Here is a 14,212-nt window from a genome sequence, read left to right as displayed (position 1 = left end):
GTTGGCGCCAAAGAAATAAAGGAAACAGTTTGTGGACCTCGCTCTGACAGTGCTGAATATTACGGCACCTGTTTTCATTCTAGGGGCGGTCGGTTTCACATGGGTGAAGCTTGGTTTCGACTATCCGATCGCGTTCATCACGCGGATGGCGATGACGCTTGCAGTGCCCTGTTTGATCTTTGTGGCCCTGATGCAAACCGAGGTCGCACCAGAAGCGCTGGCCGCGTTGTCGCTGGCAACCTTTTCGGCCTATGGGCTTGTAATGATTGGCGCTTTCGTTCTGGTCAAGGTGACGGGGCTGAACGTACAGACCTACCTCGCCCCGCTGATTTTCGGCAATACCGGCAACCTTGGCTTGCCGCTCGCGCTTTTCGCGTTTGGTGAGATTGGTCTGGGCTATGCGGTGGTCGTTTTTGCCGTCATGGCCATCCTTTCATTCACCATCGGAATCTGGATGGTGGCCGGTGAAGGATCACTAAAACGTGTCGGCCAAGAACCGCTGGTTGCGACAACGTTACTCGGCGCGCTTTTCCTTTGGCAGGGCTGGGAAACGCCTGAATTCCTGACGAACGCCCTAGATTTGATCGGCCAGATGGCGATTCCCATGATGCTGATTACGCTTGGCGTTGCCGTCGCGCGGCTTGAAACCAAGGCGATTGCGCAAGCTGTCTGGCTGTCGCTGGCGAAGGTTGTCATCTGTGTGGCCGCCGCGTGGGCTGTGGCCAACTGGTTTGGGCTGGACCCGGTCGCGGCCGCGATCCTGATCCTGCAGATTGCAACGCCGGTGGCGGTCACATCCTATCTTTTGGCCGAGAAATACGGCGCCGATGCGCAGCCCGTCGCGGGGCTGGTGGTGACCTCAACGCTTTTGTCCGTGCTCTTTTTGCCGCTGATCCTTGCATTTGTGATCTGAAAACCGCGGCTTTGGGATTCCCACATCGCGCCTGAAGCGCTATGTTGCGAAAAAACAAAAAGCGAGAGGCAGATGAGCAGTATCTTTCGCGCCTTGGCATGTGTGCTGATCTTGGGCAGTTGCGGGTCCAGCCAGCGGGACTTTTCGGCCCCGCGGGACCTCGATAACGCTTGCAGCATCGTGGTAGAGCGCCCCGACTACCTTCGTGCATTCCGGCAGGTGGAGCGGCGTTACGGCGTGCCCGTTCCGTCGCTGATGGCGATCATCTATCAGGAAAGCAAATTCATCGGCGATATCCGCCCGCCGCATCGTTATGCGCTGGGGGTGATCCCGGTGGGCCGGCAATCATCGGCGCTCGGCTACAGTCAGGCGCTGGACGGGACCTGGGAAGAGTACCTGGACGCACGCGGCAGTCGCCGCGCCAGCAGGGAGGATATCTACGACGCGACCGATTTCATGGGCTGGTACATGACCCTGACAGTGGAAGAGACTGGCGTGCCGATCACCGATACGCGCAATCAGTATCTGGCCTATCACGACGGACGCACCGGGTTTAAGCGCGGCACGTGGCGGTCAAAAAGCTGGCTGATCCGGATCGCGGGCGAAGTTGAGGCGCGGGCGACCATGTATGACACGCAATTGCGCTCTTGCGGTAAAATCTGAAAACAAAAGGCACCGGCAATGCCGGGGCCTTCCTTTGCGTATTGCTCTCAAGTTTAAGGGCCAACGCTGCGTTTGTTCGGTCCGGCCCAATGGCGGGAACGAGCCCAAAGTACGTGATGCTGCATACTGCATGAAACTCTGTTTCGGCGTCAGATTTATGCGTATCCCAAAAGCAGGTTGCCGATTGAAATATCATTTAAGGTCACGAAGCGTGCGGTGCGCTCGCCGGAACCAGGCGGGGTGGCATCCAAGCGCGGGGGGCTGTTGCCAATGATTTCCATCTCCATGCGCTTGAAGTGACTTGGAGACAGGGTTCCAAAAACGAGATTATCAACAGGTGGAGCGTTTTCCGCATCCTGCGCACTTGGAGGCTGCTGACTGTCCCATTTGAGTCGGACCAGCTTTATCCAATTCAGGTAGTCGAACTCCCAGCCCACATCGTGGACTTGAACGATGCCCCAACCGTCAGGTTCAAAATCCTCACGTCCGGGCGGAAAGTAAGGGTTGCGCGATCCACGAAGTTGGGTTGGGAAGCGTACGTAGTCACCCGCTGACACGACGGCCGGTTGCGGTTTTGTCAGTGTTTTACGTGGCTTTTCTGGACGAGGATTTCTTAAGCGATCCAAGATCTTTGAATTGGACTTCTTGCGAGACCTGACGCCTTTCTCATCCATCTCAGCTTCCTGCAATATCTTGATGTCACTGCCAAATTCCAGCACTTTGATCGCCTCGGCGTAGGTTTTTGGGTGACGAATACCCCGCCTCTCAAACTGATCTGCCATAATCAGCACTGAAAGAATTGGATGTTCCATCGCGTCTTTAGCTTCATCGACCAACAGGTCCACCAGCTCATCAACAGGCTTTGGCAATCTCAATACGGCGCGAATGAGATCTACGAAATCAGCTGCATCATCATTCGAATACAGGCCGTCACCCCATGCGCCCATCAGATATCTTCTTTTGCGATTGTAACTTTACCAGCACTTTGCGTTGAGCGATGGCGCGCGACAAGAGAATGAATCTCTACCCGCGCAGACAAGAGTTCGGGAACCAAGAGCCGACCTTGGCGCATCTGCGGCGAAAGCTCACTTCGTCTCGCTCAACCGTCTTTGACTTTGTGACCAAATAGGTTGGTGGCTCCCGCATTTCGCAGATGAATAGAGGCCCTGACAGCGCCTGTGCCAATTCTTATTCGTACATTTGCATGCAAGATAGCGCGCCCGGTGTCCAGCACGCGCCCATCTATAGAGTGTCACCTGCTTCGCCAGCCCGTTATCCTAGCAGTGACCGCGCGACGCTGAAGAGCATCTTTTGTCTGTTCGACATGTCGCCTCAGAACCCGCGGTCACGCATTTCCGAGATGATGTTGAAGCGTTGATCGCGAATGCTGCCGCCGGTCACCAGATCATTCATGATGACCGTGGTCTGAGTGCCAAACTCATCGGTCACGATCCACTGGCGTAGCTCAATCGGGTTGGCCGTGAACACAAGCTGAATGTTACCGTATTGCGGATTGTCCGGGTCTTGCGCGGTGATCGTGGTTGTCGTGCCGTCCGAGGTTTGATTGGTCACCATACGTTCCCGCCCGAGATTCACGTTGTCCTGCAGAATAATGCCCAAGGGTGTCTGGTTCAGGGGGAACCGGTCTGGTGGAACGTTGGATCGCGGATCAAACACGGCCAATTGTCCACCACTGGCCAGCACCAACGCCTCATTGGGCGGGTTGTATTCAAAGCGGATACGCCCTGGGCGTTTTATGAAAATCTGCCCAGTCGACAGCGTGCCGTCCTGATTGATCTGGGTAAAACCGCCTCGCGCGGTCTGTAGTCCATTCAGATACTGCGAAATCTGGGCAAGTGACAGCTGCTGCGCCGAAGCAGCACCTGCGTAAAAAGCCAGCATCAGAGACATGGCTAGATAGAGGATACGTTTGCTCATATGTCTTACCTATGGGTTTCGGGGCGTCTTTGCACCCCTGCGATAGGTTTCACAACTGCACGTTCCGCCGCTGTTAGGCGATATCATGCCCGTTGATTTGCGATAGCAGGCAGGCCTTAGACTGCATCGCCGCTATCCCATGGCCCGGCGGCACGTGTGAGACCGGCAAAATCAAACAAGCCGGGATCAAGCAGATGCGAGGGCCGCGCATTCATCAGCGCGCGGAACATGACCTGGCGCCGCCCGGGGCTGTTTTTCTCCCACCCGTCGAGGATTTGTTTGACCTGCTGGCGCTGCAATCCGTCCTGCGAGCCGCAAAGATCACAAGGGATAATCGGATAGTTCATTGATTTCGCAAATCTCTCGCAATCCGTCTCGGCCACATGGGCCAGCGGACGATAGACGAAGAGATCCCCCTCCTCATTGACGAGCTTGGGCGGCATTGTCGCGAGCCGCCCGCCGTGAAAGAGGTTCATGAAGAATGTCTCAAGAATATCGTCGCGGTGATGGCCCAGCACGACGGCTGAACACCCCTCTTCCCGCGCGATCCGGTAGAGGTTGCCACGCCGCAGACGGGAACACAGCGCGCAATAGGTGCGACCTTCGGGCACTTTATCCATCACGATGGAATAGGTGTCCTGATATTCGATCCGGTGCGGCACACCCATCTTTTCGAGGAATTCCGGTAGGACCGTCGCCGGAAACCCCGGCTGGCCCTGATCCAGATTGCAGGCGATCAGATCGACCGGAAGCAGGCCGCGCCATTTCAACTCGTAAAGGGCCGCAAGCAGCGTGTAGCTGTCTTTGCCGCCCGAGAGGCAAACGAGCCATCGTGCATCCCGCTCAACCATCCCGTATTGCTCAATCGCCTCGCGGGTATGGCGCACGATGCGTTTGCGCAGCTTCTTAAACTCCGTTGTCGACGGGGCACCATGGAAAAGCGGGTGTATCTCTGTTTCATCCAGCATGGCGTGCATATGCCAGATGAGTGATGACCTGCCTAGAGCCCATCCAATCCTCCCGCCCCTGCGTATGAGATAAAATGTTTGGAGGATATGATGCGTCTGATCCTAGCCGCTGCCCTTGTTTTTCTTGCTGCCTGCACCGGCAAACCGTCATTTGATGACCCCAGCCTGAGCGACCGCAAGCTGAACCTTGAGGAGTTCTTTGACGGCGAGCTGGTCGCCTATGGCCAGTTTCAGGATATCCTAGGAACGGTTCGTCGCAGTTTCGTGGTGACCATTGAGGGCGATTGGGACGGTGAGCGGCTGCGGCTGGTTGAGGATTTCGTTTATGAGGATGGATCGACCGAGCAGCGGATCTGGACACTGACCAAGACCGGGCCGGACAGTTGGGTCGGCACCGCCCCCGGTGTGATTGGGCAGGCCACGGGGCAAGAGCAGGACAACCGGTTCAACTGGGTCTACACGATTGATCTGCCGATCCCCTCGGCCTCCGGCGAGACTGAAACGCTGCGGGTCAGTTTCGATGATTGGATGTGGCTTTTGTCCGAGGACCGGCTGCTGAACCTTGCCTATGTCAAGCGTTTCGGTCTGGATATAGGCACCGTGACGATATCATTTGAAAAGTTGTAGATCAGAATTTCGGCCAAAATTCTGATCCGCGAAAGACTTTTCGTTACGAAAAGTCTTTAGTCCGGAACGTTATCAATACCCGACCCGCCCCACGGGTGGCAGCGTCCGATGCGGCGGATGGCGAGCCAACTGCCCTTGATCGCGCCGTGCTTTTCGAGCGCTTCCAGCGCATAGGCCGAGCAGGTTGGTTGAAACCGGCAGCCATGCCCGACCCATGGTGAGCCGATCAGCCGGTAGGCGCGCACGGGCAAAGAGACGATATAGGCCAGCGGTGTCATCCATGTACCTTCGTCAGGGCACGTTTGAGATCTGCGATGAGCGTATCAAATGGCTGGCTGGCCGTCACATCTTTCCGACCAACCAGCACATAATCCCAGCCCTCGCGCCCATGGGACGGCAGCACCAGCCGCGCGACCTCGCGCAAGCGCCGTTTCGCACGGTTGCGGGCAACGGCATTGCCGACCTTCTTGGAACAGGTGAAGCCGACGCGGATGCCCTGTGCCTGGCCCTCAGACCGTTTGCGGGCCTGCAGATGAATGCCGGAGGTGCCAAAGCGCCGCCCGTGTGACGCGCGGATGAAATCAGCACGTTTTTTGAGGACCTGCAAACAAACGGAAACCGCCGGTGTGCCATCGGGACCCACCGGCGGTTTCAAAACGGTCAAGAGACTGGGCGCGCTTACGCGCTCAGCTTGGCACGGCCTTTTGCGCGGCGTGCATTCAGGATCTTGCGCCCGGCCTTGGTGGCCATGCGTGCGCGGAACCCGTGGCGGTTCTTGCGAACCCGGTTGGATGGTTGGAACGTGCGCTTCATCGCAAACTCTCCGGTTCATATAGCCAAATCCGAGCGAGGGATTCGAAGCCGATCTACATTTCAGACCTGCCGTTTAGAGGCATGCATGCCTCATGTCAACGCGGATGACGGGGCGGAATTGCAACAATCCGCGCCTGATGCGGCTTCCAAATGTTACAAGTTCCGTGATCAGCCCCCCGTAAACTGAAACATCAGACCCGTTTCCTATCAATGGGGCGTGAGGTGGGTATCGCGAACGCGGCCTTCCGTCCATCTAACCTGCAACACCAAATCTGAACCCATTCGCCCATAGGACCCCGAAAGATGACCGAGATGACCGACAAACCCGCCAACCCGCTTTTGCGCAATTTACCCCTGCTGACGATTATCGTCGTCGCCGTGCTGGGGGCGATCTACCTGCGCGATTACCTTTCTTTTGAAGCACTTGCCGAAAATCGCGAGGCGCTGATCGGGTTTCGCGATGACAATTATCTTTTGACGGTTCTGGTCTTCATCCTGGCCTATGTGGTGATCGTCGCCTTCTCACTGCCCGGTGCAACCATCGCCACACTGACCGGTGGTTTCCTGTTCGCGACCTTCCCTGGGGCGCTTTTCAACATCACCGGCGCAACACTTGGTGCCATCGGTATCTTCCTCGCCGCCCGCTGGGGTCTGGGCGAGAAACTGGCCGCCAAGATGGAAAGCTCTGAAGGGGCAGTGAAGAAGATCAAGGAAGGCATCGACAACAATCAGTGGGAGATGCTGTTCCTGATCCGTCTGGTCCCAGCTGTGCCGTTTTTTGTCGCCAATCTGGTGCCCGCGCTGGTCGGCGTGCCGCTCTTCCGCTTTGCTGTGTCCACCTTCCTGGGCATTATCCCTGGTGCGGTCGTCTACACCTCTGTCGGTGCTGGCCTTGGTGAAGTGTTCGCCCGTGGTGAGACCCCGAACCTCGGCATTATCTTTGAGCCTGCCATCCTGCTGCCAATCCTCGGCCTTTGTGCCCTGGCCGCACTTCCCATCGTCATCAAGGCCGTGCGCGGCAAGAAAGGTCTGTAAGTCATGAACCGCATCAAGACAGATATCTGCATTATCGGCGGCGGTTCCGGCGGGCTGTCCATCGCAGCCGGTGCCGTCCAGATGGGGGCCAAGGTGGTCCTGCTGGAAGGTCACAAGATGGGCGGCGATTGCCTGAACTATGGCTGCGTTCCCTCAAAGGCGCTGATTGCCTCGGCCAAACAAGCATATGCGATGTCCCACGGCGAAAAGCTGGGTGTGGGTGAGGTTGCCCCAAAGGTCGATTATGCAGCCGCCAAGGACCACGTGCATGACGTGATTGCAACGATCGCCCCGGTCGATAGCGTCGAACGGTTTGAAGGTCTGGGCGTTCAGGTGATCGAGGAATTCGGCACCTTCATCTCAAAGACCGAAGTGCAGGCAGGTGACAATATCATCGAAGCACGTCGTTTCGTCGTCGCCACTGGCTCCGGCCCCTTCGTCCCGCCCATCCCCGGCATCGAAGACGTTACCTACTACACCAACGAAAACATCTTCGATCTGCGCGAAAAGCCCAAGCACCTAATCGTCATCGGTGGCGGCCCTATCGGCATGGAAATGGCACAGGCGCATAGGCGTCTGGGCTGTGAGGTGACGGTGATCGAAGGCATGAATGCACTGGGCAAGGACGATCCTGAGATGGCCGAGATTGTGCTGGAAAACCTGCGCGCCGAAGGCATCAATATCGTCGAAGAGGCGCAGGCCGAAAAGATCAGCGGCAAGGATGGCGAGATCACCGTGCATACGCCCAAGGGCGATTTCACCGGCTCTCACCTGCTGATGGCGGTTGGGCGCAAGGTGAATATCGACAAGCTTGATCTGGATGCGGGCGGCATCGCCCATGACCGGACCGGCCTGAAGGTCGGGCCCGATCTGCGGTCGGTCACCAACAAAAAGGTCTATGCGGCGGGTGATGTGGTCGGTGGCCTGCAATTCACCCATGTGGCCGGCTATCATGCCGGTGTGCTGATCCGATCGATGCTCTTCGGCCTGCCCTCCAAGCAGCGGACCGATCACATTCCCTGGGCCACATACACGGACCCTGAGCTCGCACAGGTCGGCCTGACCGAGGCGCAGGCAAGCAAGAAATTCGGCGCCAGTGTTGAGGTCGTCCGCTTCGAATTCCACCACAATGACCGCCTGATCGCCGAGCGCAAAACCAAGGGCCTGATCAAGGTGATGGTGGTCAAAGGCAAACCTGTCGGCGCCTCAATCGCAGGGCACATGGCGGGCGAGCTGATCGGCATGTGGGCCATGGCCATCGCCAACAAGATGAAGATGTCGGCCATCGCCAATACTGTCGTGCCCTACCCGACCGTAAGTGAGGTTAACAAACGCGCCGCTGGTGCTTATTTTAGTCCAAGGCTATTCGACAACCCGACCGTCAAGCGGGTCGTCGGCTTTGTGCAGCGCTGGCTGCCCTAAGTGTAACGGGGAAATATGGCAAACTCTCTTTCAGGTCGCTTTCTGATCCTCACGGTGATCTTCGTGATGCTGGCCGAGATTTTCATCTTTGTGCCATCGGTCGCGCGGTTCCGCGAGGATTACCTGCTGGCCCGGCTTGAGAGAGCACAGATCGCGTCATTGGCCCTTGAGGCGGATGACATGATCAGCCCCGCGCTAGAGGCGGAGCTTTTGGAGAATGCCGAAGTTTACAACGTGGTCCTGCGCCGCGATGAGATCCGGCAATTGGCGCTTTCCTCGCCGATCCCCTCGCCTATCACCGCAACCTACGACATGCGCGACCCCAGCAGTATGACGCTGATCACCGATGCTTTGCGCACGTTGATCGATACCGAAGACCGGATCATCCGTGTGATTGGCAACCCTGTTCGCGATGGTGGGCTGCTCATTGAAATCACGATGGACGAGATGCCGCTGCGCGATGCGCTTTTGGCCTATGGACGCAACATCCTGATCTTGTCCGCTTTCATCTCGATCATCACGGCGAGCCTCTTGTTCCTGTCCGTACAAATCCTGCTTGTCCGCCCGATCAAGGGTGTTGTCGATCACATGCAAGCCTATGCCAAGGCGCCCGAAGATGCCCGCCAGATCATCCAGCCCTCTGCCGGGGTCAAAGAGTTACGCGACGCCGAAGAGTCGCTGCAGATGATGCAGACGCAACTGACGGGCGCACTGAAACAGAAAGAGCGGCTGGCCCAACTTGGGGGCGCTGTCGCCAAGGTCAGCCACGATCTCCGCAACATCCTGACCTCGGCGCAGTTATTCACAGACCGGATTGAGTCCTCTGACGATCCGCTCGTCAAACGCATGGCGCCGAAACTCGTGAATTCGATTACGCGCGCGGTAAACCTCTGCGAAACCACGCTGGCCTTTGGCCGAGTGGATGAGCCTGCGCCGACGCTGAACCGGGTGAACCTGTCACAGATCGTGAACGATGTGATCGACAGTGAGCGGCTCGCTGTGACGGACTATCCGCTCTCATTCGCCGAAGACATCCCGATGACGATGAACCTGCGCGCCGATGGCGAGCAGCTTTTCCGCGTGATCTTCAACCTCGTCCGCAACGCGCGGCAGGCGATTATGGCGACAGGCGAACCGGGTGAAATCGGCCTCATCGCAACCGAGGACGATCAAAGCTGGCAACTGACGATCACCGATACCGGGCCGGGCCTGCCTCAAAAGGCACAAGAGCACCTGTTTCAACCGTTTCAGGGAGGTGTCCGCAAGGGTGGCTCCGGCCTCGGCCTCGTGATCGCCGCCGACCTGATCCGCGGCCATGGCGGGCGGCTGGAGTTGCAACGGACCGACAAAACCGGCACGACCTTTCTGATCACTCTACCGAAAGAGGACGCCGCGCTGGCCCCTGCCGCAGAGTAACAAAAGAATCCCCATTAACCCCTTGCATCATGGGTTCCGCTTGTCTAAATCAGCCGACACGCGGATTGGTAGCTCAGCTGGATAGAGTACCTGACTACGAATCAGGGGGTCGGGGGTTCGAATCCTCCCCAGTCCGCCACAGAATCCACCCAAGTACACGATTTAAAATAAAAAGTTAGAGACATGATCTCATCGTTCCCACACTTGTTCCCACATAGTGACGCTGTTGGACTGGAGGTCATTCGATCAATTCGTCCGATTCTTCGCCCGTCACAAGCCTGCGTTGGTCGTCGCGGTTGATATGTCCGTAGCTGCGCAGAGTCGTCAGAACATCGGTGTGGCCGAGATTCTGTGATGTCGCGACCAATTCTGCGACGGAGTTGCAGTTCCGGGCAACGTGTCGTGACAGCATGTGCCTAAAGGAGTGCGGGCCAAAGGCTTCTAAACCAGCGTTCTTGAATGCGGCGTTGACGAGCCTGCGAACCGGTTCGGTTGTAGTCCAGTTCCGGCGCTGAAATCCGCTGACCTTGAAACCATCAGTGCCTTCCGCTTCAAGCGCAGTGGCCGGGAACAGCGGATCATCGGGGCTATAGAGCGCTGCCTCGTCCAGATAGGCCATCCACTTGCCCAGCACCTCTTCGGCCTCTTTGAATCCCTTACTGAAGAACGTGACGATGGACTTGCCACGTTTGGTAGCGACTTCGCGCGGGTTCTGCGTCACGGACTTGTCTTCAAGATCCACATGTTTGATCTTGAGCGTGATTAGCGCACCGACCCGAATGCCTGTGAGGCAAAGCAGGGCGAAGATTGCCTTGTCGCGCAAGTCACGCGGGTTTTCCTCGGGCATCGTTGCTAAGGCGCGTTGCGCCTGCTTGATGCTGGGCGCTGGCCGTTCCGGAGCTGCACGCGCCTCTGCCTCGTCGCGCAAAGACAAACGGAAGTATTCAGCATCCGCGACCCTGATGCGCCGCCGGAAACCATCTTGCTGAGACAACCAGATCACAAACTCGCGCAATGTCGCGATGATCGCACGCTGGGTGGATTTGCCGAGAGGCTTGCCATGCGCGGTCTTCGCCTGTTCGAGATGCGCGCGAAAGCCCATCGCCCAATCGATGTGAAACTTTGCGAAATCCTTGCGTCCGTTCCAAACATCGAAGCGTTCGAGCGCGGCGACCTCACGGTCGAGGGTCTTCTCGGAAAGCTGTTTTGCGTGCTTGCGATAGTTTAGAAAATCGCGCTTGGTACGTTCATTTTTCTCGTTCGGACGTTTAGTCATCTTAGTGCCTCACTGCTGAGAATTTGCTGATGAACAAATGGGATCAAGGACCGGGGCGCGACGTGGTAGTTCAAGGGGGCATGTGTCCACTACCTTAATGTCGATTCTTGCCCCTGCTTTGTTGAAGGGTCTTGTCTAGTTTTGGCGGCTGAACCGCCGAGCATGCGGCCTAGCCATCGTCGATCAGTTCTAAATTTTTGCGCAGTTCGGACAGGCGCGACTCGGCGAATGGTTTGTTCATCACCCCATCACATTTTTCGCAGATCGCTTGCAGAAACATGCGCGGACCCGTCCGTCGACAGGTCGCGAAACCGCCTGCCGCGTTGCGTGCGGCGCTACACTTTAGACACAGGAACTGGTGAGCAAGCAGGTCGATCTTCCGTTCGGCTCTTTGCCTTTTGATGAAGGCAATCAAATCATCGCCGCGAACAAGCGCAGGACGCTCAGCGGCCAAGACGGGCAAGCCCTGCTTGATCCACTTACGAATGGTTTGGTTCGTAACACCAGTCACGTCCGCTGCCTCTGGGATCGTGTAGCAGCGGAGCGACTTGATACCCGTCAAGCGCGCTGACTTCGGCATGACCAGCCCCTATGCTTTGGAGTCGGTTTCGTTGCGGGCCAGCCAATCGCGGATGGCGTCCACCCTGATCAGGCGGCGCGTGCCGATCTTGATACTGGGAAGATCGCCCTTTGCCAGGGCCGCATAGAGCGTCGTGCGCCCCACACTAGCGAGCCGCGCGGCCTCGTCAGGCGAAACAGCGATAGGAGGCTGCGGAAGGTTCTGTTCAACTGGGCTCGTCATGGCTCATTCTCCTTTGTAAGAGCATGAGTGAACCTTGACGGACGCAACCTGAGCAGAAACAGAGGCGAGGTTTCTGACCAGTTATTGCCCAGCGCGAACCTTGGTGACGTAGTCTTGGACGGAAGACAGTGACGGTGGGTTCAGGAGCGGGTTGGACTGCTTGAACACTGACAAGACGGCGCGGGCCTCTTCATTTCGCCCATCTAAGGCACTGCCGTCGACAATTCTCTGCCTAATCAATGCGGAGAGCGTTTCGCCGTAACGGTTGGGTGCTCCACCGAGATTCTTGCGCGGCGCGCCGACCAAGTCTCGCAGATCAGCAACACGTCGAAACCCCGCGCCACAAACATCGAGTTCAACCACGTCCAATAGAGGCACAGTTGTTGTTCCTGCGACCTTCAGCTTGCCCGCCGCTGACAGGATCAGCCGATATGTTGATCCCGGCTCTTGGGCCAAGGCCGCCGAAAGCTCCGTCGCATCCCGTTCGGCCCGCAACGTCGGATGGAAGTAGATCGTAATGTCACCTGCTTCGTTGATGGCTTTCCCGACGCGCCATGTCTGGCCCGCAACAGGCGAGGATTTGCGCGCGCGGCAATCGAAGGCATCGGCCAATGCGTTGATGATCTTCAACGTGTTCCCTCGCACCGCATTGATTTCGTCTTCTGCGACTGGAATAAAGCCCATCTCCGGGCAAAAGAACCCATCGCGCCCGCTATGATGCACGATTTCGGCATTGTGCGGGTTGTCGCAATTCAAACATGGTACGGACTGAACTGCCCCAGCCCGCTCAAGAAACCCAAAAGCCAAAAGGGCCGAGAAGTATGGATGCCTAGAATATGAGGACGCGGCGACTTTGCCTTTCTGTGCGACGATCTCGCAAAGCAATTTAATTGGTTTCAATTGCCCGTCTCCAAGACGTCGACGTCTTCAGCAGGCAGTGCAAGAAGGCCCCACCTTTCGAGCAGTGCAAAGATGAACTGCCTATCGCTTTCGGTCGTGTTCGGCGAAGTTGTCGTATTTGGCAGGCGCAAAGTCACAGTCAAGGCGCGTTGCCGTTTGCCTTCCTCAGCAGCGAGGATTATCCGAAACGTCGCTGAAAGAATCGTCCACCCGCCCCCACGCAACGGCGACGCAGTTCCAAATCGGCGATCAAGAAACCCATAAATCGTTTCGCCTTCGCCGCGCTTTTCAAATCTCGCGATACCGCCACTGCCATCGCCAAAATCGAGCGATGAGACCTCCACGCGCGCGATGCCGTCTGACGGAAAGATCTCGAAATCTGGCGGGCTCTTTAAAAGGTGCAGACGCACATCCCGGCGCGGGACTTCGAGCGGTGGTCGTGAGTGTGGTACGAAGTTTCTCGAAAACACCGCAGAAAACTGGTCGCGCATCTTCTTGCCACCGCGTGCGCAAATCTCGACAAGACGTGACTTCGGATCACAGGCAATGCCAACCTCCAAGACCTTCGCGACAACCTGCCGTTCCAGCGTGTCTGACGCTCCAAACCCCAACTCGCTTTCTGCCCGCTCTTCAACGTAGATCGTCGCGTGGGTAAAGGTCGTTTCCTCGCCCGTGATAGCGTGCGTGCGCACAGTCTCATACCAATCGGCAACGTGCTTTCTATGCTTGGGTAATTCCAGTACCGAAAGTGTTTCGGCCAAGAAATCCGCGCGTGCCACCTCACTTTCCAACATCCAAGGCTTTCCGTCGTTTTCAAACTGAAAAGTTGACCAATTCTGCCCGCCATGACGCCGCGACATCGACGCCTGCACCTCAATTCGGTTGATCAGGTTCGGGTGCTCAATCGCAAGAAACAGCAAGATATCCTGAATGCCATGCAGACCTTCAATGTCGATATTCTCGCCTGAGCAAACCTGTTCCGCTGCGACAAGACCGACCTTGTCAGACAGGGTTGCCAACAAATCGAGTTCCGCCCTCATGGCGTCTTGACGTTTGTCGGACAGTTCCGCGAGCAATCGTTCGATTGAGCGCACCAAATCGGTTCCGCGTCCTTCGCTGCTCCAATCAAAATCATCAGGCGCGGACATACCCCGGGATTCAAAATAGCTTTGAAGCCGTTCCGAAGGAGACTTTCGGATAAAGCCGCTGAATGAAGCCATATGTTGACCTCGCAGAAATCAATTTGTCCAGATATGGGGACTGCCTATGTTCCGCGCAAGTTGTTTACGTCACGGGAATGCTGCCCACCACAGCGTCGCCACTTGGCAAATACTGCGCCATGCTAAAACTGCAGCAATGCGCAGGAAGCGGACTTTGCAAAGTCGCACCTGACGTCGGCTTAGAGCCCAAAGTGCATAATGCTGTAACTGTTACAAGAG

The 14,212-nt window shown here is 57.0% G+C and carries 17 protein-coding genes and 1 tRNA gene; 7 read left to right on the top strand and 11 right to left on the bottom strand.

Going from position 1 to position 14,212, the window contains the following annotated elements:
* Positions 1–31 precede the first annotated feature (31 nt).
* Both SLH49_RS07495 and SLH49_RS07490 read left to right on the top strand, forming a co-directional pair.
* The gene (locus SLH49_RS07495; protein ID WP_320268548.1) at positions 32–913 is read left to right on the top strand and encodes an AEC family transporter; all 882 of its coding nucleotides are present in this window, start codon (positions 32–34) and stop codon (positions 911–913) included.
* Between the two features lie 72 nt (positions 914–985).
* On the top strand, positions 986–1,576 hold the full coding sequence (locus tag SLH49_RS07490; protein WP_320268547.1) for a lytic transglycosylase: 591 nt from the start codon (positions 986–988) through the stop codon (positions 1,574–1,576).
* 155 nt (positions 1,577–1,731) lie between these two features.
* On the opposite strand, the gene SLH49_RS07485 is transcribed toward SLH49_RS07490, so the two are convergent.
* The 3 genes from SLH49_RS07485 to ttcA form a co-directional block, all read right to left on the bottom strand.
* A complete protein-coding gene (locus SLH49_RS07485; protein WP_320268546.1) occupies positions 1,732–2,523 on the bottom strand; it encodes a hypothetical protein in 792 nt (263 codons plus the stop codon).
* A 385-nt stretch (positions 2,524–2,908) separates the two neighbouring features.
* Positions 2,909–3,514: an outer membrane lipoprotein carrier protein LolA gene (locus tag SLH49_RS07480; RefSeq protein WP_320268545.1), complete on the bottom strand. Its 606-nt coding sequence runs from the start codon at positions 3,512–3,514 to the stop codon at positions 2,909–2,911.
* A gap of 116 nt (positions 3,515–3,630) precedes the next feature.
* Positions 3,631–4,482, bottom strand: coding sequence for a tRNA 2-thiocytidine(32) synthetase TtcA (gene ttcA / locus SLH49_RS07475; RefSeq protein WP_320268544.1), 852 nt, complete (start codon positions 4,480–4,482; stop codon positions 3,631–3,633).
* A gap of 90 nt (positions 4,483–4,572) precedes the next feature.
* Between ttcA and SLH49_RS07470 the strand changes: the two genes are divergently transcribed.
* Positions 4,573–5,109: a DUF3833 family protein gene (locus tag SLH49_RS07470; protein WP_320269770.1), complete on the top strand. Its 537-nt coding sequence runs from the start codon at positions 4,573–4,575 to the stop codon at positions 5,107–5,109.
* A gap of 56 nt (positions 5,110–5,165) precedes the next feature.
* On the opposite strand, the gene yidD is transcribed toward SLH49_RS07470, so the two are convergent.
* The 3 genes from yidD to rpmH are packed head-to-tail and all read right to left on the bottom strand — an operon-like array spanning position 5,166 to position 5,922.
* Positions 5,166–5,387 carry a membrane protein insertion efficiency factor YidD gene (yidD, locus tag SLH49_RS07465; RefSeq protein ID WP_320268543.1) on the bottom strand — a complete coding sequence of 74 codons (222 nt, stop codon included), beginning with the start codon at positions 5,385–5,387 and terminating at the stop codon, positions 5,166–5,168.
* The gene (rnpA, locus tag SLH49_RS07460) at positions 5,384–5,773 is read right to left on the bottom strand and encodes a ribonuclease P protein component (RefSeq protein WP_413785275.1); all 390 of its coding nucleotides are present in this window, start codon (positions 5,771–5,773) and stop codon (positions 5,384–5,386) included. The genes yidD and rnpA overlap by 4 nt, the downstream gene beginning before the upstream one ends.
* A gap of 14 nt (positions 5,774–5,787) precedes the next feature.
* A complete protein-coding gene (gene rpmH / locus SLH49_RS07455) occupies positions 5,788–5,922 on the bottom strand; it encodes a 50S ribosomal protein L34 (protein ID WP_007204042.1) in 135 nt (44 codons plus the stop codon).
* Positions 5,923–6,234: 312 nt separating this feature from the next.
* On the opposite strand from rpmH, the gene SLH49_RS07450 reads away from it, so the two are divergent.
* From SLH49_RS07450 to SLH49_RS07435, 4 genes are all read left to right on the top strand, one after another.
* Positions 6,235–6,957, top strand: a complete 723-nt coding sequence (locus SLH49_RS07450; protein WP_413785289.1) for a TVP38/TMEM64 family protein — start codon at positions 6,235–6,237, stop codon at positions 6,955–6,957.
* A gap of 3 nt (positions 6,958–6,960) precedes the next feature.
* The gene (locus SLH49_RS07445; protein WP_320268541.1) at positions 6,961–8,379 is read left to right on the top strand and encodes a dihydrolipoyl dehydrogenase family protein; all 1,419 of its coding nucleotides are present in this window, start codon (positions 6,961–6,963) and stop codon (positions 8,377–8,379) included.
* 15 nt (positions 8,380–8,394) lie between these two features.
* Positions 8,395–9,795: a HAMP domain-containing sensor histidine kinase gene (locus SLH49_RS07440; protein WP_320268540.1), complete on the top strand. Its 1,401-nt coding sequence runs from the start codon at positions 8,395–8,397 to the stop codon at positions 9,793–9,795.
* Between the two features lie 62 nt (positions 9,796–9,857).
* Positions 9,858–9,934: transfer RNA gene (locus tag SLH49_RS07435), tRNA-Arg, on the top strand.
* 99 nt (positions 9,935–10,033) lie between these two features.
* Here the strand turns inward: SLH49_RS07435 and SLH49_RS07430 are convergent.
* From SLH49_RS07430 to SLH49_RS07410, 5 genes are all read right to left on the bottom strand, one after another.
* A complete protein-coding gene (locus SLH49_RS07430) occupies positions 10,034–11,071 on the bottom strand; it encodes a tyrosine-type recombinase/integrase (protein WP_320268539.1) in 1,038 nt (345 codons plus the stop codon).
* A 169-nt stretch (positions 11,072–11,240) separates the two neighbouring features.
* Complete coding sequence (locus SLH49_RS07425) at positions 11,241–11,651, bottom strand: helix-turn-helix domain-containing protein (protein ID WP_320268538.1); 411 nt, start codon at positions 11,649–11,651, stop codon at positions 11,241–11,243.
* A 9-nt stretch (positions 11,652–11,660) separates the two neighbouring features.
* Positions 11,661–11,873 carry a helix-turn-helix domain-containing protein gene (locus tag SLH49_RS07420; protein WP_320268537.1) on the bottom strand — a complete coding sequence of 71 codons (213 nt, stop codon included), beginning with the start codon at positions 11,871–11,873 and terminating at the stop codon, positions 11,661–11,663.
* Positions 11,874–11,954: 81 nt separating this feature from the next.
* Positions 11,955–12,773 carry a hypothetical protein gene (locus SLH49_RS07415; protein ID WP_320268536.1) on the bottom strand — a complete coding sequence of 273 codons (819 nt, stop codon included), beginning with the start codon at positions 12,771–12,773 and terminating at the stop codon, positions 11,955–11,957.
* Complete coding sequence (locus SLH49_RS07410) at positions 12,770–13,921, bottom strand: hypothetical protein (RefSeq protein ID WP_320268535.1); 1,152 nt, start codon at positions 13,919–13,921, stop codon at positions 12,770–12,772. Before SLH49_RS07410 ends, SLH49_RS07415 begins: the two co-directional genes overlap by 4 nt.
* Positions 13,922–14,212 lie beyond the last annotated feature (291 nt).

Source organism: Cognatiyoonia sp. IB215446, assembly GCF_033963825.1.
In the GTDB taxonomy this organism is placed as follows: domain Bacteria; phylum Pseudomonadota; class Alphaproteobacteria; order Rhodobacterales; family Rhodobacteraceae; genus Yoonia.
This window is presented reverse-complemented; position numbering and strand designations above follow the sequence as displayed.